The sequence below is a fragment of the Variovorax glacialis genome (genome assembly GCF_051216375.1).
In the GTDB taxonomy this organism is placed as follows: Bacteria; Pseudomonadota; Gammaproteobacteria; order Burkholderiales; family Burkholderiaceae_C; genus Variovorax.
This window is the reverse complement of sequence record NZ_JBPJZT010000002.1, coordinates 121915-148333: the sequence shown is the minus strand read 5'-3', so window position 1 is coordinate 148333 and position 26419 is coordinate 121915. Positions and strand designations below refer to the sequence as shown.

General features: G+C 64.5%; 30 protein-coding genes and 1 tRNA gene. 19 read left to right on the top strand and 12 right to left on the bottom strand.

What is annotated here, in order from left to right:
* The first annotated feature begins 7 nt into the window (after window positions 1–7).
* Both ACSFBL_RS05045 and ACSFBL_RS05040 read left to right on the top strand, forming a co-directional pair.
* Window positions 8–2056 carry an acetyl-CoA carboxylase biotin carboxylase subunit gene (locus tag ACSFBL_RS05045; RefSeq protein WP_435514660.1) on the top strand — a complete coding sequence of 683 codons (2049 nt, stop codon included), beginning with the start codon at window positions 8–10 and terminating at the stop codon, window positions 2054–2056.
* A 14-nt stretch (window positions 2057–2070) separates the two neighbouring features.
* Entirely contained in the window at window positions 2071–2547 is a 477-nt protein-coding gene (locus ACSFBL_RS05040) for a VOC family protein (RefSeq protein ID WP_435514659.1), read from the top strand.
* Between the two features lie 9 nt (window positions 2548–2556).
* Here ACSFBL_RS05040 and ACSFBL_RS05035 read toward each other — a convergent pair whose 3' ends face one another.
* From ACSFBL_RS05035 to ACSFBL_RS05025, 3 genes are all read right to left on the bottom strand, one after another.
* Window positions 2557–3192 (bottom strand): RnfABCDGE type electron transport complex subunit B, encoded by a 636-nt coding sequence (locus tag ACSFBL_RS05035; protein WP_435514658.1) that lies wholly within the window; start codon window positions 3190–3192, stop codon window positions 2557–2559.
* Window positions 3193–3196: 4 nt separating this feature from the next.
* Window positions 3197–4594, bottom strand: a complete 1398-nt coding sequence (locus ACSFBL_RS05030) for a polyhydroxyalkanoate depolymerase (RefSeq protein ID WP_435514657.1) — start codon at window positions 4592–4594, stop codon at window positions 3197–3199.
* Between the two features lie 162 nt (window positions 4595–4756).
* Window positions 4757–5953: an amino acid aminotransferase gene (locus ACSFBL_RS05025; protein ID WP_435514656.1), complete on the bottom strand. Its 1197-nt coding sequence runs from the start codon at window positions 5951–5953 to the stop codon at window positions 4757–4759.
* Between the two features lie 106 nt (window positions 5954–6059).
* On the opposite strand from ACSFBL_RS05025, the gene uvrB reads away from it, so the two are divergent.
* The 11 genes from uvrB (at window position 6060) to ACSFBL_RS04970 (ending at window position 15761) form a co-directional block, all read left to right on the top strand.
* Complete coding sequence (gene uvrB, locus ACSFBL_RS05020) at window positions 6060–8192, top strand: excinuclease ABC subunit UvrB (RefSeq protein ID WP_435514655.1); 2133 nt, start codon at window positions 6060–6062, stop codon at window positions 8190–8192.
* 216 nt (window positions 8193–8408) lie between these two features.
* Window positions 8409–8945 carry a Fe-S cluster assembly transcriptional regulator IscR gene (gene iscR, locus ACSFBL_RS05015; RefSeq protein WP_028253560.1) on the top strand — a complete coding sequence of 179 codons (537 nt, stop codon included), beginning with the start codon at window positions 8409–8411 and terminating at the stop codon, window positions 8943–8945.
* 72 nt (window positions 8946–9017) lie between these two features.
* Window positions 9018–10238 carry an IscS subfamily cysteine desulfurase gene (locus tag ACSFBL_RS05010; RefSeq protein WP_435514654.1) on the top strand — a complete coding sequence of 407 codons (1221 nt, stop codon included), beginning with the start codon at window positions 9018–9020 and terminating at the stop codon, window positions 10236–10238.
* Between the two features lie 18 nt (window positions 10239–10256).
* Window positions 10257–10670, top strand: coding sequence for a Fe-S cluster assembly scaffold IscU (iscU, locus tag ACSFBL_RS05005; protein WP_286597875.1), 414 nt, complete (start codon window positions 10257–10259; stop codon window positions 10668–10670).
* 1 nt (window position 10671) lies between these two features.
* Entirely contained in the window at window positions 10672–10995 is a 324-nt protein-coding gene (gene iscA, locus ACSFBL_RS05000; RefSeq protein ID WP_286663651.1) for an iron-sulfur cluster assembly protein IscA, read from the top strand.
* A 60-nt stretch (window positions 10996–11055) separates the two neighbouring features.
* Window positions 11056–11574, top strand: coding sequence for a Fe-S protein assembly co-chaperone HscB (gene hscB / locus ACSFBL_RS04995; RefSeq protein WP_435514653.1), 519 nt, complete (start codon window positions 11056–11058; stop codon window positions 11572–11574).
* 4 nt (window positions 11575–11578) lie between these two features.
* Window positions 11579–13435: a Fe-S protein assembly chaperone HscA gene (gene hscA / locus ACSFBL_RS04990; protein WP_435514652.1), complete on the top strand. Its 1857-nt coding sequence runs from the start codon at window positions 11579–11581 to the stop codon at window positions 13433–13435.
* A gap of 7 nt (window positions 13436–13442) precedes the next feature.
* Window positions 13443–13781 (top strand): ISC system 2Fe-2S type ferredoxin, encoded by a 339-nt coding sequence (fdx, locus tag ACSFBL_RS04985; protein ID WP_286568456.1) that lies wholly within the window; start codon window positions 13443–13445, stop codon window positions 13779–13781.
* Window positions 13781–14500: a DNA polymerase III subunit epsilon gene (gene dnaQ, locus ACSFBL_RS04980; RefSeq protein WP_435514651.1), complete on the top strand. Its 720-nt coding sequence runs from the start codon at window positions 13781–13783 to the stop codon at window positions 14498–14500. Before fdx ends, dnaQ begins: the two co-directional genes overlap by 1 nt.
* Before the next feature lie 65 nt (window positions 14501–14565).
* Window positions 14566–14640: transfer RNA gene (locus tag ACSFBL_RS04975), tRNA-Val, on the top strand.
* A 116-nt stretch (window positions 14641–14756) separates the two neighbouring features.
* Window positions 14757–15761, top strand: coding sequence for a site-specific integrase (locus ACSFBL_RS04970; protein WP_435514650.1), 1005 nt, complete (start codon window positions 14757–14759; stop codon window positions 15759–15761).
* Here the strand turns inward: ACSFBL_RS04970 and ACSFBL_RS04965 are convergent.
* Genes ACSFBL_RS04965 through terL form a run of 7 tightly spaced genes read right to left on the bottom strand, consistent with a single transcriptional unit; the run spans window position 15682 to window position 19902 of the window.
* Window positions 15682–16173, bottom strand: a complete 492-nt coding sequence (locus ACSFBL_RS04965) for a GNAT family N-acetyltransferase (protein ID WP_435514649.1) — start codon at window positions 16171–16173, stop codon at window positions 15682–15684. The two genes, ACSFBL_RS04970 and ACSFBL_RS04965, sit on opposite strands and share 80 nt — an antisense overlap.
* Window positions 16170–16361 carry an Rz1-like lysis system protein LysC gene (gene lysC, locus ACSFBL_RS04960; RefSeq protein ID WP_435515318.1) on the bottom strand — a complete coding sequence of 64 codons (192 nt, stop codon included), beginning with the start codon at window positions 16359–16361 and terminating at the stop codon, window positions 16170–16172. Before lysC ends, ACSFBL_RS04965 begins: the two co-directional genes overlap by 4 nt.
* Window positions 16309–16635 (bottom strand): hypothetical protein, encoded by a 327-nt coding sequence (locus tag ACSFBL_RS04955; RefSeq protein WP_435515344.1) that lies wholly within the window; start codon window positions 16633–16635, stop codon window positions 16309–16311. The genes lysC and ACSFBL_RS04955 overlap by 53 nt, the downstream gene beginning before the upstream one ends.
* Window positions 16632–17099 carry a lysozyme gene (locus ACSFBL_RS04950; RefSeq protein WP_435514648.1) on the bottom strand — a complete coding sequence of 156 codons (468 nt, stop codon included), beginning with the start codon at window positions 17097–17099 and terminating at the stop codon, window positions 16632–16634. The genes ACSFBL_RS04955 and ACSFBL_RS04950 overlap by 4 nt, the downstream gene beginning before the upstream one ends.
* Before the next feature lie 9 nt (window positions 17100–17108).
* Window positions 17109–17321: a hypothetical protein gene (locus tag ACSFBL_RS04945; protein ID WP_435514647.1), complete on the bottom strand. Its 213-nt coding sequence runs from the start codon at window positions 17319–17321 to the stop codon at window positions 17109–17111.
* Window positions 17322–17337: 16 nt separating this feature from the next.
* Window positions 17338–18561 (bottom strand): SGNH/GDSL hydrolase family protein, encoded by a 1224-nt coding sequence (locus ACSFBL_RS04940; RefSeq protein ID WP_435514646.1) that lies wholly within the window; start codon window positions 18559–18561, stop codon window positions 17338–17340.
* A 15-nt stretch (window positions 18562–18576) separates the two neighbouring features.
* On the bottom strand, window positions 18577–19902 hold the full coding sequence (gene terL, locus ACSFBL_RS04935) for a phage terminase large subunit (protein WP_435514645.1): 1326 nt from the start codon (window positions 19900–19902) through the stop codon (window positions 18577–18579).
* Here terL and ACSFBL_RS04930 point away from each other — a divergent pair.
* Both ACSFBL_RS04930 and ACSFBL_RS04925 read left to right on the top strand, forming a co-directional pair.
* Window positions 19874–20956: a porin gene (locus tag ACSFBL_RS04930; RefSeq protein ID WP_475539791.1), complete on the top strand. Its 1083-nt coding sequence runs from the start codon at window positions 19874–19876 to the stop codon at window positions 20954–20956. The genes terL and ACSFBL_RS04930 overlap by 29 nt on opposite strands.
* Before the next feature lie 79 nt (window positions 20957–21035).
* Complete coding sequence (locus ACSFBL_RS04925) at window positions 21036–21401, top strand: LysR family transcriptional regulator (RefSeq protein ID WP_435515317.1); 366 nt, start codon at window positions 21036–21038, stop codon at window positions 21399–21401.
* 79 nt (window positions 21402–21480) lie between these two features.
* Here the strand turns inward: ACSFBL_RS04925 and ACSFBL_RS04920 are convergent, their stop codons facing one another.
* On the bottom strand, window positions 21481–22512 hold the full coding sequence (locus tag ACSFBL_RS04920; RefSeq protein ID WP_435514643.1) for an AraC family transcriptional regulator: 1032 nt from the start codon (window positions 22510–22512) through the stop codon (window positions 21481–21483).
* 409 nt (window positions 22513–22921) lie between these two features.
* Here ACSFBL_RS04920 and ACSFBL_RS04915 point away from each other — a divergent pair, with 409 nt between their 5' ends.
* The 4 genes from ACSFBL_RS04915 to ACSFBL_RS04900 all read left to right on the top strand — a co-directional run bounded on the left by ACSFBL_RS04915 (window position 22922) and on the right by ACSFBL_RS04900 (window position 25326).
* The gene (locus ACSFBL_RS04915; RefSeq protein WP_435514642.1) at window positions 22922–23068 is read left to right on the top strand and encodes a stereocilin; all 147 of its coding nucleotides are present in this window, start codon (window positions 22922–22924) and stop codon (window positions 23066–23068) included.
* Between the two features lie 33 nt (window positions 23069–23101).
* Window positions 23102–24199 (top strand): NAD(P)/FAD-dependent oxidoreductase, encoded by a 1098-nt coding sequence (locus ACSFBL_RS04910; RefSeq protein ID WP_435514641.1) that lies wholly within the window; start codon window positions 23102–23104, stop codon window positions 24197–24199.
* 95 nt (window positions 24200–24294) lie between these two features.
* Window positions 24295–24603, top strand: a complete 309-nt coding sequence (locus ACSFBL_RS04905; protein WP_435514640.1) for a glycine zipper domain-containing protein — start codon at window positions 24295–24297, stop codon at window positions 24601–24603.
* 78 nt (window positions 24604–24681) lie between these two features.
* Entirely contained in the window at window positions 24682–25326 is a 645-nt protein-coding gene (locus tag ACSFBL_RS04900) for a phage holin family protein (protein WP_435514639.1), read from the top strand.
* Window positions 25327–25340: 14 nt separating this feature from the next.
* Here ACSFBL_RS04900 and ACSFBL_RS04895 read toward each other — a convergent pair whose 3' ends face one another.
* A complete protein-coding gene (locus ACSFBL_RS04895; RefSeq protein WP_435514638.1) occupies window positions 25341–26408 on the bottom strand; it encodes a quinone-dependent dihydroorotate dehydrogenase in 1068 nt (355 codons plus the stop codon).
* Between the last annotated feature and the right edge of the window lie 11 nt (window positions 26409–26419).

Here is a 26419-nt window from a genome sequence, read left to right as displayed (position 1 = left end):
GAAGAACATGTTCAAGAAAATCCTCATTGCCAATCGCGGCGAAATCGCCTGCCGCGTCATTAAGACCGCAAAGAAGATGGGCATCCTCACGGTCGCCGTCTATTCGGACGCGGACAAGGACGCGCGCCATGTCGAACTCGCCGACGAGGCCGTGCATATCGGCGCTTCGGCCAGCCGCGAAAGCTACCTGCAGGCGGACCGCATCATCGCGGCCTGCAAGAAGACCGGCGCCGAAGCGGTGCATCCGGGCTATGGCTTCCTTTCCGAGAACGAGGCTTTCGCACGCAAGGTCGAGGAAGAGGGCATCGTCTTCATCGGCCCCAAGCACTATTCGATCGCCGCGATGGGCGACAAGATCGCCTCGAAGAAGCTGGCGAACGAGGCCAAGGTCAACACCATTCCCGGCTGGAACGACGCCATCGAGACCGCCGAGCGGGCGGTCGAGATCGCCAGGGACGTCGGCTACCCCGTGATGATCAAGGCGTCGGCCGGCGGGGGCGGCAAGGGCTTGCGCGTGGCCTACAACGACAAGGACGCCTTTGAAGGCTTCACCTCCTGCCGCAACGAGGCGCGCAACAGCTTCGGCGACGACCGGGTGTTCATCGAGAAGTTCGTCGAAGAGCCACGCCACATCGAGATCCAGGTGCTCGGCGACGCGCACGGCAACGTGATCTACCTGAACGAGCGAGAGTGCTCGATCCAGCGCCGGCACCAGAAGGTCATCGAAGAGGCGCCGTCGCCCTTCATCAGCGAGGCGACGCGCAAGGCCATGGGCGAGCAGGCCGTGGCGCTGGCCAAGGCCGTGAAGTACCAGAGCGCGGGCACGGTGGAGTTCGTGGTCGGCAAGGACCAGAGCTTCTACTTCCTCGAGATGAACACGCGGCTGCAGGTGGAGCATCCGGTGACGGAGGCGATCACCGGGCTCGACCTGGTCGAACTGATGATCCGCGTTGCCGCGGGCGAGAAGTTGCCGCTGGCGCAGGAAGACGTGAAGCGCGAAGGATGGGCCATAGAGTGCCGCATCAACGCCGAGGATCCGTTCCGCAATTTCCTGCCATCGACCGGCCGCCTGGTGCGCTTCCAGCCGCCGAAGGAGAGTATGTTCTCGGCCGACACCCAGCATCTGTACGGCGTTCGGGTGGACACCGGCGTGTACGACGGCGGCGAGATCCCTATGTTTTACGACTCGATGATCGCCAAGCTGATCGTCCATGGCCGCGATCGTGCGCATGCCATCGCGCTGATGCGCGAGGCGCTTAACGGATTCGTGATTCGCGGCATCAACAGCAATATTCCGTTCCAGGCGGCATTGCTCGCGCATCCGAAATTCGTGAGCGGCGAGTTCAACACGGGGTTCATCGCCGAGCACTACGGCAAGGGCTTCCATGCGGAGGACGTCCCCCACGACGATCCGGATTTCCTCGTGGCACTGGCGGCCTTCATGCATCGCCGGTACCGGGCGCGGGCATCGGGCATCAGCGGGCAGCTCGAAGGCCACGGCGTGAAGGTCGGCGAGCAGTTCGTGGTGGTCGTGCTGGATGAAAAGGGCGAGCACGTGCACAAGGCCGTCTCGGTCACGGACTTTCATGGGCAGACGGGCTCCAGCGCCGTGGCGGTGGGCGACCGCAGCTACAAGATCGACAGCAAGGCGGCGCTCGGAAGCATTCGCGTGGAAGGCAACGTCAACGGCCGCGCGTTCGTTGCGCAGGTCGAACGCGGTGCGGGCAAGAATCCGCTTTCGCTGCGCGTGTCGCACAACGGCACGCAGATCGAGGCCATGGTGCTGTCGCCCCTCGGCGCCCGGCTGCTGAAGCTGATGCCGTTCAAGGCACCGCCGGACCTGAGCAAGTTCCTGATGTCGCCGATGCCGGGCCTGCTGGTCGAGGTGGCGGTGCAGCCGGGCCAGAAGGTCCAGGCCGGCGAAAAGCTCGCGGTGATCGAGGCGATGAAGATGGAGAACGTACTGTTCGCGACACAGGACGGGGTTGTCGCCAGCATCGACGCCGCGAAGGGCGAATCGCTCTCCGTGGACCAGGTGATCATGGAGTTCGCATGATGGGAGCGCTCGACATGAATCGTCCCTTCAAAGTGCTGGGGATCCAGCAGATCGCGATCGGTGGTCCCGACAAGGCCCGGCTGCAGAAGCTGTGGGTGGAGATGCTGGGACTCGAAGTCACGGGCACGTTCAAGAGCGAACGCGAGAACGTCGACGAGGACATCTGCGCAATCGGCAGCGGGCCCTTCAAGGTCGAGGTCGATCTCATGCAGCCGCTGGATCCGGACAAGAAGCCTGCGGTGCACACGACGCCGCTGAACCATGTCGGCCTCTGGATCGATGACTTGCCCAAAGCGGTCGAATGGCTGACGGGGCAGGGTGTGCGATTTGCGCCTGGCGGGATCCGCAAGGGCGCCGCCGGCTTCGACATCTGCTTCCTGCATCCCAAGGCCAACGAGGAGTTTCCGATCGCGGGAGAGGGCGTGCTGGTCGAGCTGGTGCAGGCGCCGCCGGAGGTGGTCAAGGCCTTCTCGGCCCTGGCCGCGGGCTGAAGTCGAGGGTCAGGGGGTCTTGCCGCCCGCCTTGGATGCGCTCGCAGCACGAGCGCGCGCCAGGGCCGCCTCGACGATCGCGCGCTTGCGATCCGCCGGTGCCGTTGCGTCGGGCGAGCTCTCGGATGCCTTGACGGCAACGGGCTCCGGCTTTTCGCGCCGACGGTTGCGCGCTTCGTAGCGACTTCTCGCGTGGTCGGCCTGTTCCTGTGACCAGGCCTGCCATCCGCTGCGCCCCGGTGTGGCGACTTCGAGCGAGATGCAATCGACCGGGCAAACGGGAATGCAAAGCTCGCAACCGGTGCAATGCGGCTCGATCACGGTGTGCATGCGCTTGTGGATGCCCAGAATCGCATCTGTCGGGCACGCATCGAGGCACAGCGTGCAGCCGATGCACCAGGACTCGTCGATGACCGCCATGGCCCGTGGGCCTTCGACGCCGTATTGGGGGTCGATCGGCTGCACGGGGATGCCGGTGAGGTTCGAGAGGCGCGCCACCCCTTCGGCACCGCCGGGGGGGCATTGGTGGATGCCCGCTTCACCTGCTGCGATGGCTCGCGCGTAGCCCGCGCAGTCTGGATAACCGCAGCGAGTGCACTGCGTTTGCGGCAGCGCCTCCAGGAGGCGTGCGGCCAGCGTGGTCACGATCTCAAGAGGACTTGCGCGAGGCGGAACGCGCTTGGCGTGGGGCAGTCTTGCGTGCCGCGGCCGTCGCCGGGCGATTCTTCGGCGGGGCCTTCACCGTGTCTTCCGACGCCAGCACGGTCTGGCTGGCGCGCTTCTGGGGCTTGTCGTGCGCTGCAATGAACGCCTGGACCTCGGGATAGACGCTCTCGCGCCAGCGGCGCCCGCTGAAGATCCCGTAGTGGCCTGCGCCCTTCACTTCGTAGTGCCGCTGTTCGTCAGGGGACACGCCGGTGCAGAGTTCGTGTGCCGCGCGGGTCTGGCCGGAGCCGGAGATGTCGTCGAGTTCGCCTTCGACCGTCAGCAGCCCGATGGTGTGAATGTCCTGCGGGCGCACGGGCTCGCGCACGCCTTCGGGATTCTTGACCTCCCAGGTGCCGTTCACGAGGTCGAAGTCCTGGAAGACGGTGCGAATCGTGTCGAGGTAGTAGTCCGCGTCCATGTCGAGCACGGCGTTGTACTCGTCGTAGAAGGTGCGGTGCGCCTCGGCGCTTGCATCGTCGCCCTTGATCAGGTTCTTGAAGTAGTCGTAGTGGCTGCTCGCGTGGCGGTCCGGGTTCATGGCGACGAAGCCGGTGTGTTGCAGGAAGCCCGGGTAGACACGGCGACCGGCACCGGGGAAACCGTCCGGCACACGGTAGATCACGTTGTTCTCGAACCACTCGAAGCTCTTGTTCATCGCGAGGTTGTTGACGGCGGTCGGCGACCTGCGCGCATCGATGGGGCCGCCCATCATGGTCATCGACAGCGGCGTCTTCTCGCCGCGGCTCGCCATGAGCGAAACCGCCGCCAGCACCGGCACGGTGGGCTGGCAGACGCTGATCACGTGGCAGTTGCCGTATTCGGACTGCAGGTAGCGAATGAAGTCCTCGACGTAGTTCACGTAGTCGTCGAGGTGGAATTCACCGTCAGACAGCGGCACGAGGCGGGCGTTGACCCAGTCGGTGATGTAGACCTTGTGGCCCTGCAGCATGGTGCGCACGGTGTCGCGCAGCAGCGTTGCGTAGTGGCCGGACAACGGCGCGACGATCAGCACCACCGGCTGGCTTTTCAGCGTCTGGAGAATGTGGGGCTCGTCGGTGAAGCGCTTGAAGCGGCGCAACTGGCAGAAGGGCTTCTCGATCTCGACGCTTTCGTGGATGACGACGTCGTGGCCGTCGACCTTGACCGTCTTGATGCCGAATTCAGGCTTTTCGTAGTCCTTGCCCAGTCGGTAGAGCAGGTCGTAGCCGGCGGCCATGCGCTGCGCGATCGGCGTCTGTCCGAAGACGGCGCCCTGGCCATAGAGTTTGGAGGCGGCCTGTGCGAAGTCCGCAAACGGCTCCATCAGGGAACGTTGCGCTTCGTAGAGTTGGTAGAGCATCGGAGGGGCCAGATAGTTATTGCAGTGCAATATATCAGTAGCTTCCCGCAGTAAATAGAGGGAGCGCCCCACTGCCCTGACACCGCCGCGACATCCGTGAGTTCTCCACGAAGCGGCACAAAAAAAGGCAGCGACGCGGGCCATCCGCGCCGCCGCCCGGGTTCAGAGCACCTTGGCGATGCTCTGGCAGACGTAGTCGATGTTCTTGCTGTTGAGCGCCGCGACGCACATGCGCCCCGTGTCGGTGCCGTAGACACCGAATTCATCCCGCAGGCGCACCATCTGGTCCTTGGTCAGACCCGAATAGCTGAACATGCCGATCTGCGTGGTGATGAAGCTCATGTCCTGCTTCACGCCCGCAGCCTTGAGGCCGTCCACCAGCCTCTGGCGCATCGCCTTGATGCGCACGCGCATTTCGGCGAGTTCCTTTTCCCAGACCGCGCGACGCGCCGGGTCGTTCAGCACGGCCGCGACCACCGCGCCGCCGTGGATCGGCGGGTTGCTGTAGTTGGTGCGGATCGCGATCTTGAGCTGCGACAGGACGCGCGCGGCCTCTTCCTTGCTCTCGCACAGTACGGACAGGGCGCCCACCCGTTCGCCATACAGGCTGAAGCTCTTGGAGAAGGACGTCGACACGAAGAAGGTGAGGCTGGCCTTCACGAACTTGCCGATCACCGCGCCGTCCTCGGCGATGCCGTGGCCGAAGCCCTGGTAGGCCATGTCGAGGAAGGGGGTCAGGTTCCCCGCCTTGACGGCGGCGATGACCTGGTCCCACTGGGCGGCAGTGATGTCGTAGCCGGTCGGGTTGTGGCAGCAGGCGTGCAGCACGACGATGGTGCCGGCCGGAGCGGCCTTGAGCGCGCCCAGCATGCCCTCGAAATCGATGCCTCGCTTGGCCGCGTCGTAGTACGGGTAGCTTTCGACCTGGAAGCCGGCGTTGGTGAACAGGGCGCGGTGGTTTTCCCAGCTCGGATCGCTGATCAGCACCTTGGCGGTCGGGTTGAGCTTCTTGAGGAAGTCGGCGCCGACCTTGAGGCCGCCGGTGCCGCCGATGGCCTGGATGGTGGCGACGCGACCGGAGTTGACCGGTTCGCTGTCCACGCCGAAGACCAAGCCCTTGACAGCGTTGTCGTAGGCGGCAATGCCGTCGATGGGCAGGTAGCCGCGGGCGCTGGGCGCTTTCATCATGTCTTCTTCCGCGGCTTGCACGCACGACAGCAGCGGCAACTTGCCGTTGTCGTCGTAGTACACGCCCACGCCGAGGTTGACCTTATTCGGGTTGCTGTCCGCGGCGTATTGCTCGTTGAGTCCCAGGATCGGGTCGCGTGGCGCCATCTCGACGGCGGTGAACATTGACATGGAAAAGTCCTTTGGGGGTGATCGGTTCGCGTGAACGCCGGACCTGCGTTACGCTGCCCGGTTCGCTTGAATTTTACCGGCCGCGCCATCACCTCCCTGTCACGCCATGCCAGAAACCTCCGAAGTCATTCCAGAGCCGCAACACGCCGATCCGGTGGGCCCCGCCAAGCAGGGCGAATTCATCACCTTCCCGGGCTCGCCGTTCGAGCTCTTCCAGCCGTATCCGCCCGCTGGCGACCAGCCGGTCGCGATCGCCGGGCTGGTCGAAGGCGTGCAGGACGGCGAGGTGTTCCAGACGCTGCTCGGCGTGACCGGTTCGGGCAAGACCTTCACCATGGCCAACGTGATCGCGCGCCTGGGGCGGCCCGCGATCGTGTTCGCCCCCAATAAGACGCTGGCGGCGCAGCTCTACAGCGAATTCCGCGAGTTCTTCCCGAAGAATGCGGTCGAGTACTTCGTCAGCTACTACGACTACTACCAGCCCGAGGCCTACGTCCCGCAGCGCGACCTGTTCATCGAGAAGGACAGCTCGATCAACGAGCACATCGAGCAGATGCGCCTGTCGGCCACCAAGAGCGTCCTGGAGCGGCGCGACACGGTGATCGTGGCGACCGTGAGCGCGATTTATGGCATCGGCACCCCCGAGGACTACACGCAGATGCGTTTCATCATGCGGGTGGGCGACAAGATCGGGCAGCGCGACGTGATCGGGCGGCTGATCCGCATGCAGTACACGCGCAACGAACAGGACTTCGCGCGCGGCACCTTCCGCGTGCGGGGCGACACGATCGACGTGTTTCCGGCAGAGCACAGCGAACTGGCGATTCGCATCGAGCTGTTCGACGACGAGATCGAGACGCTGCAGCTGTTCGACCCGCTCACGGGGCGCATCCGGCAGAAGATCCCGCGCTTCACGGTATATCCGTCGAGCCACTACGTCACGCCGCGCGACAAGGTGTTGAGCGCCGTCGAGACCATCAAGCTCGAACTGGATGAGCGGCTCAAGTTCTTCGTCAGCGAAGGGAAGCTGGTGGAGGCGCAGCGCATCGAGCAGCGCACGCGCTTCGACCTTGAAATGCTGGCCGAAATCGGCCATTGCAAGGGCATCGAGAACTACTCCCGGCACTTGTCCGGCGCAGCGCCGGGCGAGCCGCCGGCCACACTGACCGACTACCTGCCGAAGGATGCGCTGATGTTCCTGGACGAAAGCCATCAGATGATCGGGCAGCTCGGCGGCATGTACAACGGCGACCGGGCGCGGAAGACCACGCTGGTCGAATACGGCTTCCGCCTGCCTTCGGCCCTGGACAACCGGCCGCTGAAGTTCGAGGAATTCGAAACCCGCATGCGGCAGTGCATCTTCGTTTCCGCCACGCCGGCGCAATACGAGAAGGACAACGCCGGAAACGTGGTGGAGCAACTGGTCCGGCCCACGGGGCTGATCGACCCGGAGGTGGAAGTTCGCCCCGCCACGCACCAGGTGGACGATGTGTTGCAGGAGATCCGCCTGCGGGTGGAGAAGAACGAGCGCGTGCTGATCACCACGCTGACCAAGCGTATGGCCGAGCAGCTGACCGACTACCTGGGCGACAACGGAGTCAGGGTCCGATACCTGCACAGCGACGTCGACACGGTCGAACGCGTCGAGATCCTGCGCGATCTGCGGCTTGGCACCTTCGACGTGCTGGTGGGCATCAACTTGCTGCGGGAGGGGCTCGACATTCCCGAGGTGTCTCTGGTGGCCATCCTCGATGCCGACAAGGAAGGCTTCCTGCGCGCCGAACGCTCGCTGATCCAGACGATCGGCCGGGCGGCGCGCAATCTCAACGGCAAGGCGATCCTCTACGCGGATCGCATGACCGACTCGATGAAGAAGGCCATCGACGAAACCGAACGCCGCCGCGCCAGGCAAGTCGCCCACAACGAGGCGCACGGCATCACGCCGCGCAGCATCGTGAAGCAGGTGCGGGACCTGATCGACGGCGTGTACAGCGAAAAGTCGGGCAAGGAAGCCGCCAAGCGCGACCTCGAGCGGGCCAAGGTGGAGGACATGTCCGAGAAGGACATCGCCCGTGAGATCAAGCGTCTCGAGAAAACAATGCTCGAGCACGCGCGCAACCTGGAGTTCGAGAAGGCGGCACGGGTGCGGGATCAACTGGCGGTTCTGCGAGAGCAGGCTTTTGGCGGACCGGGGCATGACAACGTCATCCTTCCGCCGGCGGGCGAGAGGACCGCCTGAGCGCCCCTCAGGACGCAATCGGGTTTACCCGAGCAGTCTGAAGGGCCTTCTGCTATACTTGAGCGAAATACTCAACAACAAAGAAACTTCGCGATGAAGGGCCGACTCCCAATGACTGGTTCACCAGCAAATGCAGGGTCGGGCAGGGCGGAGACGACGTCACCAGGGCCCCGTGCCACGGTGTCATTTCAACGGTAAGCACACAAGGAGCTTGCGATGCGTCTCACTACCAAAGGCCGCTTTGCGGTTACAGCCATGATCGACCTGGCGTTGCGCCAGAACACCGGTCCGGTCACGCTGGCCGCAATCAGCCAGCGGCAGCAGATTTCGTTGTCTTACCTCGAGCAATTGTTCGGCAAGCTGCGTCGCCACGAACTGGTCGAGTCGACCCGCGGCCCCGGGGGCGGCTATTCGCTCGGCCGCAAGGCTGCGGATATCACCGTCGCGGACATCATTGTTTCCGTCGATGAGCCGATCGACGCCACGCAGTGCGGCGGCAAGGAAAACTGCCTCGGTGAAGCGGGTCGTTGCATGACCCATGAGCTCTGGGCTTCGCTGAACCAGCGCATGGTGGAGTTCCTCGATTCCGTCACCCTTCAGAAGCTGGTCGATGACCAGATCGCCAAGGGCGTGCAGATCGAGAACAAGCCGGCCGTCAAGCGCGCCATCTCGAGTCAGCCGGTGGTCAAGCCGATCCGCGTCAACGCGCCGAACTCGGTGTTCGCACTGGGCAACGCGTTCGCCAAGTCGTGATCTGGGGGCGCCTTCGGGCGCCCATTGACCCGCCTCCCAAAAAGATAAACCCCACGCCAGCCTGAGCCAGCCATGGACGTCACTCCTCATTTCCCGATCTATCTCGACTATGGCGCGACCACGCCTGTCGATCCGCGCGTCGTCGACGCGATGATTCCCTGGCTGCGAGAGCATTTCGGGAATCCGGCGTCGCGCAGTCATGCCTGGGGATGGGAAGCCGAGGAAGCTGTCGAAAAGGCCCGGGCCGAAGTGGCCGACCTGATTGGCGCCGATCCGCGCGAGATCGTCTGGACGTCGGGTGCCACCGAGTCCAACAACCTCGCCCTGAAGGGTGCTGCCCATTTCTACAAAGGCAAGGGCAAGCACCTCATCACCGTGAAGACGGAACACAAGGCCGTGCTCGACACCATGCGTGAACTCGAGCGCCAGGGCTTCGAAGTCACCTACCTGGACGTCCAGGAAAACGGCCTGCTTGATCTGGAAGCCTTCAAGGCCGCCATTCGTCCGGACACGATCCTCGCAAGCGTCATGTTCGTGAACAACGAGATCGGCGTGATCCAGGACGTGGTCGCCCTGGGCAATATCTGCCGCGAAAAGGGCGTGATATTCCACGTCGACGCTGCGCAGGCCACCGGCAAGGTCGAGATCGACGTCAAGACCCTCCCGATCGACCTGATGAGCCTGGCCTCGCACAAGACTTACGGCCCCAAGGGCATCGGCGCGTTGTATGTGCGCCGCAAGCCGCGCGTGCGGCTCGAAGCCCAGATGCACGGCGGCGGTCACGAACGCGGCATGCGCTCGGGCACCTTGCCGACCCACCAGATCGTGGGCATGGGCGAGGCGTTCCGGCTCGCCAAGCTCGAAATGAAGGAAGATATCGCCAAGGCCCGCGCGTTGCAGCAGCGCCTTCTCGATGGGTTGAAGGACGTGGAGCAGGTCTTCATCAACGGCGACCTCGAGCATCGTGTGCCGCACAACCTCAACATGAGCTTCAACTATGTCGAGGGCGAGTCGCTGATCATGGGCATCAAGGGCCTGGCTGTTTCCAGCGGCTCCGCCTGCACCTCGGCCAGCCTGGAGCCCAGCTATGTGTTGCGCGCACTGGGCCGCAGCGACGAACTCGCCCACAGCAGCCTTCGCATGACGATCGGTCGCTTCACGACCGAGGAAGAAATCGACTACGCGGTTTCCACCATCAAGTACAACGTCGCCAAGCTCCGTGAACTGAGCCCGCTGTGGGAGATGTTCAAGGACGGCATCGATATCAGCACGATCCAGTGGTCGGCTCACTAAAGCTCAAAGAGGTACCCCATGGCTTACTCATCCAAGGTCATTGACCACTACGAAAATCCGCGCAACGTCGGCTCCTTCGAAAAGGGCGACGACTCGGTGGGCACCGGCATGGTCGGTGCTCCGGCCTGCGGCGACGTCATGAAACTGCAGATCAAGGTCAACCCGGAAACCGGTGTGATCGAGGACGCACGGTTCAAGACCTACGGCTGCGGCTCGGCCATCGCCTCTTCCTCCCTCGTGACCGAATGGGTCAAGGGCAAGACGCTCGACGAGGCGGCTGCACTGAAGAATGCGCAGATCGCCGAAGAGCTGGCGCTGCCGCCCGTGAAGATCCATTGCTCCATCCTCGCGGAAGACGCGATCAAGGCGGCCGTCAGCGACTACAAGGCCAAGCACGGCGTCGCTGCCGCGACGACGGAAGCCGTTCACTGACATGGCTGTGACCCTGACCGAATCGGCCGCGCGCCACGTCACACGCTACCTCGGAAAGCGAGGCAAGGGTGTGGGTGTGCGGTTGGGCGTCAAGACCACCGGCTGCTCGGGCCTGGCCTACAAGCTCGAGTACGTGGATGAGTTCACGCCAGAGGACGTGGTTTTCGAGGACCATGGCGTCAAGGTGCTGGTCGATCCAAAGAGCCTGGCCTATATCGATGGCACGCAGTTGGATTTCGTTCGCGAAGGCCTCAATGAAGGCTTCAAGTTCAACAACCCCAACGAACGCGACCGTTGCGGCTGCGGCGAAAGCTTTCGCATCTGATCCCGATCGGCCTCGCGCCCGAGCCGCCAACATGTCATGTGCTGGCGGCTTTTTAACGCCATGAAACTGAACGACACCGATTTCGAGCTATTCGCTGTCCCCGCGACCTTCGCGCAGGACCGCGCCAGGCTGGATGCGCGCTGGAAGGAACTGCAACGCGAAGCCCATCCCGATCGGTTCGCCGCTCAAGGTGCCGCCGCACAGCGGGTGGCCATGCAATGGTCGGTGCGGGTCAACGAGGCGTATCAGCGACTCAAGAACCCGATCAAGCGCGCCACCTACCTGTGCGAACTGAACGGCTCGCCGATCAACGCCGAGCACAACACGGCCATGCCGTCGGACTTCCTGATGCAACAGATGGCGTGGCGAGAGGAACTCGATGAAGCCCAGGACGCCGCTGCGCTCGACAAGCTGCGGCGCGAAGTCGAGGCGGGTCGCGCCCGTGCGCTTTCGTCACTGGATTGGCTCATCGATGAAAAGGGCGACTACCCCGCAGCGGCGCGCCAGGTCAGAGCCCTCATGTTCATAGAGCGCTTTGCAGAGGACATCGAAGCCAAGTCCGATCAGTGGGGACAATAGCGCCATGGCATTGCTTCAGATTTCAGAACCCGGCCAGGCGCCAGACCCGCACCAGCGACGAATCGCCGTGGGCATTGACCTCGGTACGACCCACTCCCTCGTGGCGGCCGTGCGCAACGGCATTGCCGAATGCCTCCCCGATACAGAAGGGCGCGTGGTGATGCCCTCGGCGGTGCGCTACCTCGACAAGGAGCGGCGCCAGATCGGATTCGAAGCGCTGGCAGCCCGCGCCACCGATCCGGCCAACGTCATCACCTCGGTCAAGCGCCTGATGGGTCGCGGCATCCAGGATGTCGCCAACCGCGACGCCATGGCCTATCACCTGACGGGCGATGACGGCATGGTCAAGGTGCAGACCGTGGCCGGCGAGAAATCGCCGATCGAAGTCAGTGCCGAAATCCTCGCCACCTTGCGCTACCGCGCCGAAGATACCTTCGACGACGAACTCTACGGCGCCGTGATCACGGTGCCCGCCTACTTCGACGAAGGCCAACGGCAAGCGACGAAGGATGCCGCGCAACTCGCCGGCCTGAATGTATTGCGGCTGATCAGCGAGCCCACGGCCGCTGCCATCGCCTACGGTCTGGACAACGGCAGCGAAGGCGTCTATGCCGTCTACGACCTCGGCGGCGGCACCTTCGACATTTCGATCCTGCGACTGACCCAGGGCGTGTTCGAGGTCATCTCGACCGGGGGCGACTCGGCCTTGGGCGGGGACGACTACGACCACGCACTGGCCAACCTCGTGCTGTCGCAAACCGGCCACAAGGCGCAGGACGATGCGGACAGGGCCTCCCTTCTCGTGGAGGCACGTGCCGCCAAGGAGGAGCTGTCTACAACCGAATCAACCACCTTCACTGCAAGACTGGCCGAGGCGGACATCCGTATCGACGTGCAGCGCGAGCAGTTCGACGCCGTCACCGCCAGCCTGACAGCGCGAACGATCGCAGCCGTGCGCAAGGCGCTGAGAGATGCCCGCCTGCAGTCCGCAGAGCTGCAGGGCATCGTGCTGGTCGGTGGTGCCACCCGGATGCCACAGATTCGCCGTGCGGTCGGCGACTTCTTCGGCCGCGACCCGCTGGTCAATCTCAACCCCGATGAAGTCGTCGCGCTCGGCGCCGCGATCCAGGCGAACCAGTTGGCCGGCAACGGCGGGGCCGATGATCTGCTGCTGCTCGACGTGATTCCGCTCTCGCTCGGCCTCGAGACCATGGGTGGCCTCGTCGAGCGCATCGTGCCGCGCAACCAGACCATCCCCACGGCGATGGCGCAGGACTTCACGACGTACAAGGACGGCCAGACCGCCCTGGCCCTGCACGTGGTGCAGGGCGAGCGCGATCTCGTCGCCGATTGCCGCAGCCTTGCCCGCTTCGAACTGCGGGGCATTCCGCCGATGGCCGCGGGGGCCGCCCGCATCCGCGTGACCTTCACGGTCGACGCCGACGGCTTGCTCAGCGTGAGTGCCAAGGAGCAGGGCAGCGGCGTGGAGGCCAGCGTCACGGTCAAGCCCTCCTACGGGCTTTCCGACGACCAGATCGCTACCATGCTGCAGGAGAGCTTCTCGACCGCGCAGCAGGACATGCACGCGCGCGCGCTGGTCGAGGCGCGAGTGGATGCCGATCGAATGTTGCTCGCAACCCAGAGTGCGCTTGACGCGGATGGTTCGCTCCTGACGCCTGAGGAGCGCACTGCCATCGAGGCATTGATGAATGCGCTGCGCAGCGCGAAGTCCGCCAGCGATGCCGCCGTGGTCGAGGCGGCAACCAAGGCGCTGGCCGACGGCACGGAGGCCTTCGCCGCCCAGCGCATGAACGCCGGCATTGCACGCGCGCTCTCCGGCCGCCAGATCGAATCCCTGTAGAACCTCCATGCCCACGATCAAGATCCTTCCCCATCCCGAGTACTGCCCTCAAGGCGCGGAAATCAGCGCGCCCGCGGGCACCTCGATCTGCGAGGCCATGCTCGAGAACCACATCAACATCGAGCATGCCTGCGAAATGAGCTGCGCCTGCACCACCTGCCACGTCATCGTGCGCCAGGGCCTCAGCTCGCTCAACGAAGCGGAAGAGGGCGAGGAAGACCTGCTGGACCGGGCGTGGGGCCTCGAACCGCAATCAAGGCTGAGTTGTCAGGCGATACTCGCGCAGACCGACCTGACGGTCGAGATCCCGAAGTACTCGATCAACCACGCCAAAGAAAACCACTGATGACCCGGCAAATCGTTCTCGACACCGAAACCACAGGCCTCTCGGCCGAGAACGGCGACCGCATCATCGAACTCGGATGCGTGGAGCTGTTCAATCGCAAGCTCACCGGCAACGACCTGCACATCTACTTCAACCCCGAGCGCGAGAGCCATGAGGACGCGCTCAAGGTGCACGGCCTCACGACCGACTTCCTGCGCGACAAGCCGAAGTTCTCCGTGCTGGCGAATGACGTCGTCGACTACTTGCGTGACGCCGAGCTGATCATTCACAACGCGGCCTTCGACGTCGGCTTCCTCAACAAGGAACTGGAGCTTGCCGGCCTGGCGCCACTGCGCAGTTTTGTCGGCGACGTGACCGACACCCTCGCCATGGCGAAGATGGTCTACCCCGGCAAGCGGAATTCGCTCGATGCGCTGTGCGACCGCTTCGGCGTCGATCGTTCGAACCGCACCTTTCACGGCGCGAAGCTCGACGCGCAGCTGCTGGCCGATGTCTACATCAATCTCACGCGCGGACAGGACGCGCTCCTGATCGACATCGCCACGAACGAGCCGACGCAGGGCATCGTCATCGCGGTGGACCTGAGCACCTTCGAGCTGCCGATTCTCATCGCGACCGAGCACGAGCTTGCCGCCCATGAGGAGGTCCTGATGCAACTCGACAAGTCCAGCAACGGACGCACGCTTTTCCGTCAGATCGACGAAAAAGCTGTGGCATAATTGCGGGCTTCGCACCACACGGCGCGAAGAATTCCAACGGCGCATATCACCTGCATGTGCGCTACGGGCGGTTAGCTCAGGGGTAGAGCACAGCATTCACACTGCTGGGGTCGGAGGTTCGAAACCTCCACCGCCCACCAAAAATACTCAATAAAATCAACAACTTAGAGCGCCACGGGCTCTAAGGGTAAACTCGTGCGTTGACTTCGTGGGACAGTTGTGGGACACTTGGGACACAACACAACGAGGAGTAACCATGGGAACCATCACCAAAAGAGTTGACAGCAAGGGTGCCAAGTCCTTCCAAGCGAAGGTCCGGAAGGCTGGGTACCCAATCATGTCGAAGACCTTCCCGGATGAGGGTATGGCGAGGGCGTGGATTCAGCAGACCGAGCTTGGAATCTACAAGGGGCAGACGGCCCCAACACTGACCGGCAACACCACCACCATCAACGATCTGGTCGAGCGCTACCTGCGCGAGGTGACGCCCCACAAGAAGGGCGCGGAGCAGGAGAAGTTCCACTTCCGCACGCTCCAGAACAGCCCGCTGATGAAGTACACGGTGTCCACCCTGACGCCCGAGGCGGTGCGCAAGTGGCGTGACGACTGCCTCACCCGGTCGGCCCCGGCAACGGTCAACCGGAAGCTGAACATGCTGCACCACGTCATCGAGCACGCTCGGAAGGAGTGGGGCATCTCGGGCGGGCCGAACCCGGTGTCGGACGTGTCGCGGCCCAAGAACGGCCCCTCAAGGGACAGGCGACTGTCCCACGACGAGGAGGCGGCGCTCTTTGAGGCGGCGAAGGAGACGCGGGGCGGCTACCTGACGGACGCCATCGTCCTGGCCCTTGAGACTGGCATGCGGCAGTCCGAGATTGTCGGGATGCTCTGGGAGAACATCGACCTCAAGCGGCGCACGGCGCGGCTGCTGGACACGAAGAACGGCGAAGGCCGGGGCGTGCCCCTCAGCACCAAGGCGATGGAGGTGCTGGAGCGCCGGCTGCGCGAGTCCGATGGGTCGGGCTACGTGTTCCCGGACGTGACGCAGGAGGCGCTCAAGCGGGCCTTCATCCGCACCGCGGATCGGGCCAAGCTGGAGAACTTCCGGTTCCACGACCTGCGGCACGAGGCCGCGAGCCGGTTCTTCGAGAAGGGGCTGAACGTCATGGAGGCGGCGGCAGTCACTGGGCACAAAGACCTGCGGATGCTGAAGCGCTACACCCATCTGGATGCGTCGAAGCTCGCGGCGAAACTAGGCTGAGTCGCCAGTAGTTCGTGCCCTCGCTGCCCCAAGGGGCGGTGGGGTCGTACAGCGAGAAGCCGGCCTTGATAAGGTTGTTCCCGCTCCGGGGGTTGCAGTAGGTCGTCGTGATGACCACCTTGGCTTCCAACCTCCGGGCGTAGCTCAGGCGGGCGCGCAGCAGTCGGCGCTGGAGGCCCCGGCCCCGGTGTCCGGGCAGGACGCCGCAGCGCGACAGGTAGGCCCCGTCGTCCTCGCTGAGTGAGGCCCGCATGCCGGCGAAGGCCACCGGCTCATTGTTCTCGTCGTAGGCCAGCCACCACCATCCGCAGTCGTAGGGCTCATGCGCATCGGCCGGGAAGGTCAGGACGTGCAGGGCGTGGAGGGTGTCGGTGTACTCGACCCCGCACACGCGGCGGATGGTGTACTTCACTTGGCCCACTCCCGGAGTGCGGCCTTGTCGGCGTTGCAGAGTTCGATCACCGTCCGGTGCTCGGCCACAGCGCCGGCCAGCGCGGCGTTGGTGCGCTCGGCTGGACGTTCAGGTAGGGGACAGTCCTCCAGCCACTCAAGGGGCGGCAGGAGGCGCTGCGGGGCCGTACAGGCTGTCCCACACAGCATCAGGCACAGGAGCATCAGCCCAAGCGCGGTTCGCTTCAGTAGCATGGTTGAGTTCCTTGGTTCGTTTGGCTGCGGCCTTGGTGGCGGCAGCAGCGGCCTTCGTGCGGGCCTTCTGGCCGGCCTCGTTGGCTGCGATAGACCTGCGCAGCAAGCGGGTCGTCTCCTGCTCGACTTCGAGCGCGGCGTTGGACTGCTTGAGGAGGTGGTACTGGACCCCGCCCAGCGCCATGAGCGCCAGGACGAGGACGAGGAAGATTCGGTTGAGGGTGGTCATAGGTTTCTCTCGCAGATGTCACGGACGACAGCGCGCCGATTGACGAGGCCGGGGAGGCGGATGTCAGCGGCGTAGACCCAGCGTGAAAGCTCCGCGCAGGCCCCACGGCGGTCGCCAGCGTTGAGCTTGCGGAGCATCGTGGAGGTGCGGAAGTTGGTCAGGCCCGCGTTGAACACGAAGTCGCCATAGGCGGCAAGCTCGTTCGGGGACAGTTCGACTGCGACCACGCGGCCCACGTCAGCCATTGCGGCTTCCATGTCCTCGCGCAGCCATGCATCGCACTGCGCCTGCGTGGCAACGTCGCCCCGCTTCACGCCCTTGGTGTGGCCGTAGCAGATCGTGGGCACCTTCCAGCCGTGCGCCGGGTCGGCGTAGGCGTGAAAGCGCAGGCCCTCGAAGCGGGCCGTCACTGGCAGGATGATTGCGAGAGCCGTCACGACCACCCATCGCTTGATGGGTGTCATGGCGGTTCCTTACTCGGCGTTCTGTGCGGTCGCCAGCAGCGACAGCTTGGTCGCCATCGACTGGAAGAACAGGCCGACTTGGGCCGTGCGGCTGGCCGAGGCTGCGCCTGCGGCACCACGCGGGGCCAGTTCGCACTGGGTCACGACGGAGCGCACTGCTTCGCGCAGCTTCTCGATGCCCACGGTGTCGAGGGGCAGGTTGGGGAGGTCTTCGAATCGCATTGGGGTTCCTTGTTGGTTACGCCGGGAGTCGGCGGTAGATGCGGCCGTGGCCGAGTTCTGGGATGACCGGGAAGTCGGCCTTGGGGATGCTGTACATCTGCACGCCGTTCTCGCCCACTGCGGCTCGGCCGACCTGGGGATCGACCGTGTAGACGCCCTTCTCGGGTGTCCAGATGAAGTCGCCGTCTTGGACCACGCTGGGAAGCAGTGGGGCCTCGTCGCCGAAGTGACGGCCGAAGTAGACGAGCACGTTGGGGTCCAACTCCATGTAGACGGAGAAGGTGATGCGGCGGACAAGCTCGCAGTAGCGGGTGTCCTCCAGCGCCCTCGGGTACAGCGTCCACGGCTTGTCCGGGTTCGCGGCCCAAGCGGCGGCGCTCGCCGTCTGGTCGATGCCGATGGGGTCAGGCGTGAGGTACGGCACCAACTGCAAGAACGAGGCGACGTTGCCGTCGTTGTTCGGATGCAGCGTGTCGTACATGAGCGGATGCGACGGCAGCGCGGTGCGGCCGAAGATCGCTTGCTTGTCGAGGTGCAGGACGTTCTTGAACTCGCCCTTCAGGGACTCGTACGCGTTCCACATCACGTCCGTGTATTCCTGCGCGGCCGACAGCGGCACCATCCAGCCGTAGCCGTCCTCGTCGGTCGTCAGCAGGCTGTTGGGCGTCCACAGAACGATGTCGCAGTTCGGCAGGTTGGCTTGGAGGCGCGTGACGGCCTCGCGCAGGCGGCTCGCCAACTCGATGGCGTCCACGCCGCCGATGCGTACATCGTTGATGCCGAAGCACAGGACGACCAGTTGCGGGTTGTCGTCGTAGATGGTCTGGATGCCGTTCAGTGCGCCCTGCATCGTCTGACCGTTGAAGCCACGGTTGACCGGCACGACGCCAGCCCAGTCGCCTCCGGGGAGGACGGCCTGATTGATGCCCTCCCACAGGAGGAGCGCAATCTCGGTCGTGCTGTCGCCCCAGAAGACCACCTTCTTCCCGGAGATGCCACCAAACAAGAAGCGGCTCAGTGGCCGGCCGGGGCCGACGCTGCCGTTGCCCTGCGCGGACGCGAGCGTGGCGAGCCGGGTTGCGATGCTCTGGAAGAACCCGCCGAGTTGGGTCGTGCGCGGCCCCGCGCTGGGGCTGCGGGCCGAGAGTTCGCACTGCGTGACGGCGGCAAGCACCGTCTCGCGCAGGAGGGACAGGTTCACCGTGTCCAGCGGTATCGAGGGGAGGCTCTCGAATCTCATGTTGTCTCCACTGCCTTAGCGGCGGTATTTGTTGAATAGGCTCCCGCCGCGCTTCGATGGCGCTGTGCTGGAGAATCTGTTGATGCCGAGGGGGTTCTTCTGCCAAGCCTTGAACTCGGCCTCGCGCTGACGCGCAATGGCCTTCTCCTGCTCGATGCCAAGCTGGAGGGTCCAGTAGCGGCACGCACCCGCGAGGGCGTCAAGGCGGTCGTCGTGAACGAGCGATGCCTTGTCCCGCGTGATGTGCGCAAGCTGGTGGAAGATCGAGTAGGTGGTCTGCTTCTCGGAGGCGTGCCGAGCGAGCGATGCATGCTCGTTGCGGGCAATCTCGTCGTTGAAGACGAGCGACCCACGAGCGATGATCGGCTCCAGCACGTCGATGATGCGAAGCTCCTTCTGCCCGGACTCCCACGTCTCCTCGATGGCGCACCCGCCGCCGACGACGTGCGGGTACTCAGCGCGGAGCGTCGGTAGCCATGTGTGCAGGTAGGCCCCGTTGCCGAAGTTCTTCTCGACGAGGATGCGGTTGACCTTCCAGTCGCGTGCGATGTGCGAGAGCTTCACGAAGCCCGCATGGTCGAACCCGCCAGGAATGCCGCCCACGTCGAGGACGTAGAGGTTCCCGTTGAGGAAGCCCACGACGGCGTAGCCAGTCTCGTCCCCGTTCTTGCCGCCGCCCGCAGGGTCAACGTACATGACGATGCCTTGCAGCTTGCTGCGGTCGGCAGACATCGCGGACGGTGAGCCGAGCGCGTAGGTCGTGCCGAGCAGTTCGTACTTGACCACTTCGTGATCGAGCAGACCGGGCGTGAACGTGAGCGGGTACGCGTCGTTGATGACGCGCATGACCTGCACCTTGGCCCAGCGCAGCGGGAAGCGTTCGGCGTCGGCCAGCTTCGTGTTCAGCATGTGCTGAAGCTGGAAGTAGGCGGGGCCTTGGTCGCGTTCCTTCTTGGTCAGGAACTCGTCGGTGCCTGCCGGCAGTTGCGTGTCGGTCGGCTTGCCTTGGTCGCCCAGTGCGCCGCCGCCGAGCATCAGCGACTCGTCGTTCGCCATGCGGCGTGCGATGAGCGGTGCCAGCATGCCGCCGTAGTTGCCGACCTGCGCAGCGGTGGGATAACGTCCCGGCCAGATGCGCACGCAGTACCCGCGACCGGGCAGCGTGTTGTAGATCGAGTTGATGGACTGCGGCGTGCCGAGGTAGATGATGCGGCCGGTCGAGCAGATGGACGCGAAGTCCTTGGTCAACTGGAGCAGTGCATCGCGCTGGTGCTGCGTCAGCGAGTTCTTCGCCGACTCAACGTCGTCCGCAATCAGCAGGTCAGCCCGCTTCCCTTGCAAGTTGCCGGTGATACCGACGCATGCAACGGAAACCGCCGTGACCAGCTCTGGCTACAACTCCAGCCGTCTGGGTTTCCGTGGCACCGAAGACCTGGGCGGCGGCATGGCCGCCAGCTTCTGGCTCGAAGCCGGCATCAACAGCAACAACGGCTCGGGCGTTGGCGGTGGCGGCTTGAGGTTCGACCGTCGTTCGACGATCAGCCTGTCCGGCCCGTTCGGGGAATTTCGTGGCGGACGCGACTACACGCCGACCTACTGGAACGACACGGTCTTCGATCCGTTCGGCACCAACGGCGTGGGCGCCAGCCTGATCAATACGGCCAGCAAGGATACGGGCGACCGCAACTACACCCGCGCCAGCAACTCGATCGGCTACTTCCTGCCGCCGAACCTGGGCGGCGTCTACGGTCAGCTGATGTACGTCTTCAACGAGAAGGCCAGCCTGGAACCAGGCGAGTTGGTTCAGCCGGGCATCCCCGAGGGATATGCTTTCAATAATTCGCGTACCGGCCGCTACATCGGTGGTCGCGTCGGCTACGCCAAAGGTCCGCTCGACGTTGCGCTTTCCTACGGTCAGGACACCGTGGCGAGTGACTTCTACGCTGGCTCGACCACCAATCTCGAAACGGTGAATCTCGGCGCTTCCTATGACTTTGGTCCGGTGAAGCTGTTCGGCGAGTACTCGGACAACAAGTTGAAGACCGACTGGAGCGTGCCGGTGTTTGTCAACCAGCGGGATCCGGGCTTCAGGGGCTGGCTTCTGGGCGCAACGGTGCCGGTCGGTCCGGGCGTGATCCGCGCCGCCTACTCGGCAGTGGACTACCAGAATATCGTCGCGCCGGGTGCCGACAAGCCGAAGGCCGGCAAGTTCGCGATCGGCTACGTTCACAACCTGTCGAAGCGTACGGCGGTGTACACGACCATTGCGCGCGTGACCAACAAGAACGGTGCCGCGCTGAGCCTGGGTGGCCCGCAGTACTTCCTGATCGACGGCGCAGCGATGACGCCGAAGACCTCCACGGGCTACGACATCGGTCTGCGTCACTCGTTTTGACAGGGCAACTGGTAAGTCCAACTTCACCAGCCAAGTCCTGAAGGCTGCCCGCGAACGTCGGGCGGCCTTTTTCGCTTTGATGCGTTCAGGCGGGGTCAAAGGTTGGACAGGGAGAGAAAAAATGTCGAACAGTGTTCTGTCAACACACACCACACAGAAGATGCTGGATCTCAATGATCTTCGCGTCTTCTCGTACGTCGCTTCATTTGCCAGCTTTTCGCAGGCAGCTGATGCATTGAAGATTCACAAGTCGAGCGTGAGCCGAAGTGTCGCGCGGCTCGAGACGATGCTCGAAGCGCCATTGCTCCAGCGCACGACGCGCAAGGTTCGGCTCACGCGGCGCGGGAACGCACTGAAAGAGCATTGCTCCGAAATTCTCTTGCACATCAATGAGACGATCGGGTACGTGGGCGGGGTGGCCGAGGAGGCCTCGGTCCGCGACTAGCGTCTCAGTCCGGTCCGCCTCGGCGCGGACGCTTGACGCGATGAGGGTCTGCCGACGACACCTCATCGCTCCTTGCCGGTCAGTGAAAGTCGCCGCTGCGCAGATCCTGGCGCATCTTGCTCGGCGCGACGCGATACCAGCCCTTGAACTTGCGGCTGAAGCTGGTTGGATCGGCGTAACCCAGTTGCGATGCAATCGACTCCATCGACAGCTCGGTGTGTTGCAGGTACCAGGCGGCGTGCGTCTTGCGCAACTCGTCCTTGATGTCGGAGTAGGTGACATCGGCCGCCGCGAGCCTCCGCACCAGCGTCCGCGGGGAAATGCCCAGGTCCGATGCGAGGTCATGCGTGTCCGGGTTGCTCGTCAGGCGCTCAAAGAGCGCACGCCGAACGCGTTGCACGAACGCGCCTCGTCCCATCTCCGACTCCAGGCGCTGACAGGACTGGGAGGCATCGGCGAAGGCCTTCGCGTCGGCCGAGGCCGACGGTGCATGCAGCAGGTCCGCAGGCAATTCGAAGGTCAGGCATTCCTGATCGAAGGCCACGCTCCGGACGTAGCGCAGGCACGGCACATCGCTCTTGGATGGCCGAGGGTAGGGCAGTCCCACTGTCAGTTCGTCGACGGGCCGCCCGAGGATGGCCTCCAGCAGGCGCACCTGCGCGCCAATGATGGACTGCATCACGAAGACATGGGTCTCGCCAAGGGGCAGCAGCGGCTTGACCTTGAGTGCGCTCCACCGGGGTCCGTTCTCCACCTGGAACTCCACGCTCCCGAAGATCAACTTCGCGTGACGGCGCATGACCTGCAGGCCTTGGCCCAGGCTGTCGCTGGTCACCGCGGCGATGCCGACCGGGCTGTGGTACGGCTGGAGCATGGAGCCGGCCATCAGGCCGAGCGCGGGCTCGCCGCTGCACTGGATGGCATGCGCGACGAATCGACGGAAGACGGCGAAGTCCACCATCTGCTGGCCTTCATGGAGATCCTGCCAGGCCAGGCCTGCATTGGCGAGCACGGTCGATGGCCGTACACCTCGGCCGTTGAGGCAGTCGAGGATGCTTCTTATGTAGACCGGGTGGGCGAACGGGATGGAGGTCTCGTCCTTGATGTTCATAACTCAGTGATTGCGCGATGCCGGGCGGCTCGGGCGACTGTCTTGCGTCCAGCGATCGGGTCGCTGGATCGAGTGAAATGGGGCGACTGTGTCGAGTCGTTTTTCGACCGTTCGACTCTACAGTTTCCCCCTGAAACGGCGGTCTTCAAATCGACGTGAAATCTCGGAAAATGCGACTGAAAGTGAGGCGCGGAGAGCGGCTGTATTCGACGCCTTCATCATGAGAACAACGGGCTTCCAAAAAGCGAAGTGAATCTGCTTTCGATGGGGTGGGAATGTCTTCTGCGCAGCAAGACCCTTCTGTGAGCGAGCCGAGGTTCGCATCGGTTCACGCCGACGCAAAATGGCTCGATTCGCCGTGGTTCCCTTTTGTGCGGGAACCGTAGAACGGCGCAGAAAGGAGAACGCCATGGCCACCAGTCCCGATCGCCCGACGCCGATCACAGCAGATCCTCCAGACCTGCCCGAGCTGCCTGTGGAGCCCGACAAGGGCCCGGCCACGCCGCCGGGCAACCCGACCGACCCCGAGAGCCCGTTCACGGTGCAACCGGAGTGAGTGGATCGTCCTCCGCCCCGCTAAGCTCACGGGATGGATGAATTCGATTGCGCCGTCATCGGCGCCGGCGTTGTCGGCCTTGCTGTCGCCCGCGCACTGGCGCTTCAGGGCCGTGAGGTCATCGTGCTGGAAGCCGAAGGCGCCATCGGCACCGGCACGAGTTCCCGCAACAGCGAGGTGATCCACGCCGGCATCTACTACCCCCAGGGTTCGCTGAAGGCCCGGCTGTGCGTGGAGGGCAAGCAGATGCTCTACGACTACGCCGCACAACGAGGCTTTCCCCATCGACGCTGCGGAAAGCTCATCGTGGCGACGTCCGAGGCCCAAGTGGCGCAACTCGACGCGATCATGGCCAAGGCACGCGCCAACGGCGTCGACGACCTGGTGCTGCTCACGCGGGAACAGGCCTGCGCGATGGAGCCGCAGCTCGAATGCCACGCAGCCCTGCATTCGCCGAGCACCGGCATCGTCGACAGCCATGCGCTGATGCTGAGCCTGCAGGGCGACCTCGAAAACGCCGGAGGAATGGTGGCACTCAAGTCGGGTGTTGAACGCGCCGAGTGCATGGATGGCGGGATAGTCCTTCGGGCCCAGGACGGGACTGCGCTGCGGTGCAGCGCCGTGGTCAACGCCGCCGGCCTGGCGGCCCCCGCGCTGGCTCGTCGCTTCCAGGGACTGCCCGCTGAGGCAGTGCCGTCGACGTACTACGCCAAGGGAAGCTACTTCACCCTGGCTGGCCGCGCGCCGTTCAGTCGCCTGATCTACCCGGTGCCGGAGGCTGCTGGCCTCGGCGTGCACCTGACGCTTGACCTGGGCGGGCAGGCCAAGTTCGGCCCGGATGTCCAGTGGGTGGCATCCCCCGACGATCTGGTCGTGGATCCGGCGCGTGGCGACGGCTTCTATGCGGAAGTGCGCAAGTACTGGCCTGCCTTGCCTGATGGCGCGCTGATTCCAGGCTATGCGGGCATCCGTCCCAAGATTTCCGGGCCGGACGAGCCGTCAGCCGATTTCAGGATCGAAGGGCCGGCGACGCATGACGTGCCGGGGCTGGTCAATCTGTTCGGTATCGAGTCACCTGGGCTCACCAGCAGCCTGGCGATCGGCCGGCGCGTGGCTGAACTGCTGTCGTAGAAGCGCGCAGGCATGTACCATCGACCGACACGTCGTTTGGCGTGGACCGCCGGCGCGGTGCCGGCGCGTCTGAGTTCTGAGGAGGACCCCATTCAATGACTGCATCCACCAATCTCGAAGCTGCGGCCAACGCCGTGGCTGAAGACATCGCCAGCGACGTCCGTGGCGTGCTTGCCAGCAAGGATCTCGATTCGGTGCCGCACATCAAGGCGCTGCGTCAGCGCATCGACAGCAAGCTGGCGATCGCTCGCGAACTCGCCGCCGAAAAAAGCCGGATCGCCGCCAAGAAGGCCCGGGAAGCAGCCAATACGGCCAACGCCTACGCTCACGACGAGCCATGGCAGATCGCCGGCGCTGCGCTGGCGGTGGGCGTGTTGGTGGGCCTCCTGCTTGGCCGCCGCTGAGCGTCGCCCCAGCGGCACCTGCGGGGGCAGCCGATGAGGCTGTCGAAGCTTTTCGGGATCAAGCGCTCTCTGCGCCAATTGCGCATCCTGGCCGGTGAGGCTGCCCTGGCAGCCGATGACCGGGTTCAACTCCTGCGCTTCGCATGGGAGGACGAAAAGAAGCGCCTGCAGGCGATCCTGGCGTTGGTGATCGCGGTCATCGGACTCACGACGATTGCGATCGCGTTGTTGTCCGTGGCGATCGTCGTTCATTTCTGGGATACACCGTATCGGATCACGGCAGCTTGGCTGGTGGCCGCGGCCTGGATCGCTTTATGGCTGGTGGCGGTGGTCGCGCTGCTGTCCACGGTGCGCAAGTCTTCCGACGCTTTCGATCCGGCGCGCGAGGCTTTCGAGCGTGACCTGGCGTGGTTCCAGGAGAGCCTGGGTCGCACCCCTCGCGAAGAGACTGAGCGACCCGCACGACCTGTCACCCGCGAGGAACTGCTCGCGCGCATCGAGCGGCAGCGTCAGCGGGTGTCGACGATGCAGGACGCCGCCGCAGGCGTGGGAGATGCACCTCCTCCGCCGGACGAACCCGCGAGCGCCAAGGCGATGCGCCTGGCCCGCGAGCATCCCATCGCGACCGGTGCAGCGGCCGCGGCCCTCGTGGCTGTGGTGGGACCCCGCCGCCTCGTGCGCTGGGCGTCCGTTATCGTTCCGGTGATCTGGCGGATGCGCTGATCACCGCCGCGTGCTCAGGTGCGGCGCTTGCGCAGCGCCTGGGCCGCTTCCCGCACCAGTGCGGGCCCCCGATAGATCAGGCCGGTGTAGATCTGCACGAGGTCGGCGCCTGCTTCGATCTTGCCTCGCGCATCAGCCGCGCTCAGGACGCCGCCGACCCCGATGATCGGAAAGCGTGGCCCTAACTCGGCGCGCAACTGTCCGATGACGCGATTGCTCGCCTCCCTGACAGGTGCGCCCGACAGGCCGCCAGCTTCGTCGGCGTGCGGCAGCCCCGCGACCGCGTCGCGCGCCAGCGTGGTGTTGGTGGCGATGACGCCATCCATCCCATGCCGCCGAAGGGTGGCCGCGATCACCTTGACCTGGGCTTCGTCGAGGTCCGGCGCGATCTTCACGAAAAGCGGAACCCGCCTGGCTTGCCTCACTGCCAGCGCCTCGCGCTTGTCCGCGATCGCGCCGAGCAGGGCGTCCAGCGCCTCGTCGCTCTGGAGTGAACGCAGGTTCGCCGTGTTGGGGCTGGAGATATTGATGGTCGCGTAATCCGCGTGCGGATACACGCCATCCAGGGCGATGAGGTAGTCGTCCACTGCCCGTTCGATCGGCGTGGCCGCGTTCTTGCCGATGTTGAGGCCGAGGAGCATCGGCGCCTTGGATCCGTTGCGCCGGAAGCGCGCGCGCTGCACGTTGGCGATGAAGGCTTCGAGCCCGTCGTTGTTGAAGCCGAGCCGGTTGATCAGGGCGTCGCGCTGCGGCAGGCGGAACATGCGCGGCTTCGGATTGCCTGGTTGCGGCTTGGGCGTGACGGTCCCTACCTCCACGAAGCCGAAGCCCATCGCGGCAAAGGCATCGATGCAGCGGGCATTCTTGTCCAAGCCTGCCGCGAGTCCCACGCGGTTCGGAAACTGGAGGCCGGCGATCGTCACCCGGTCGTCCACGCGCGGCGCGGCGTAGGCGCAGGCCAGCGGCGTGTTCTGCGTGCGCGCGAGGGCATCGAGCGTCAGTTCGTGGGCGTGCTCGGGGTCGAATCCAAAGAGGAAGGGTCGGGCAAGCCCGTACAGCGAAGAGGGCAACAGCAGGGGCATCGGATAATTCT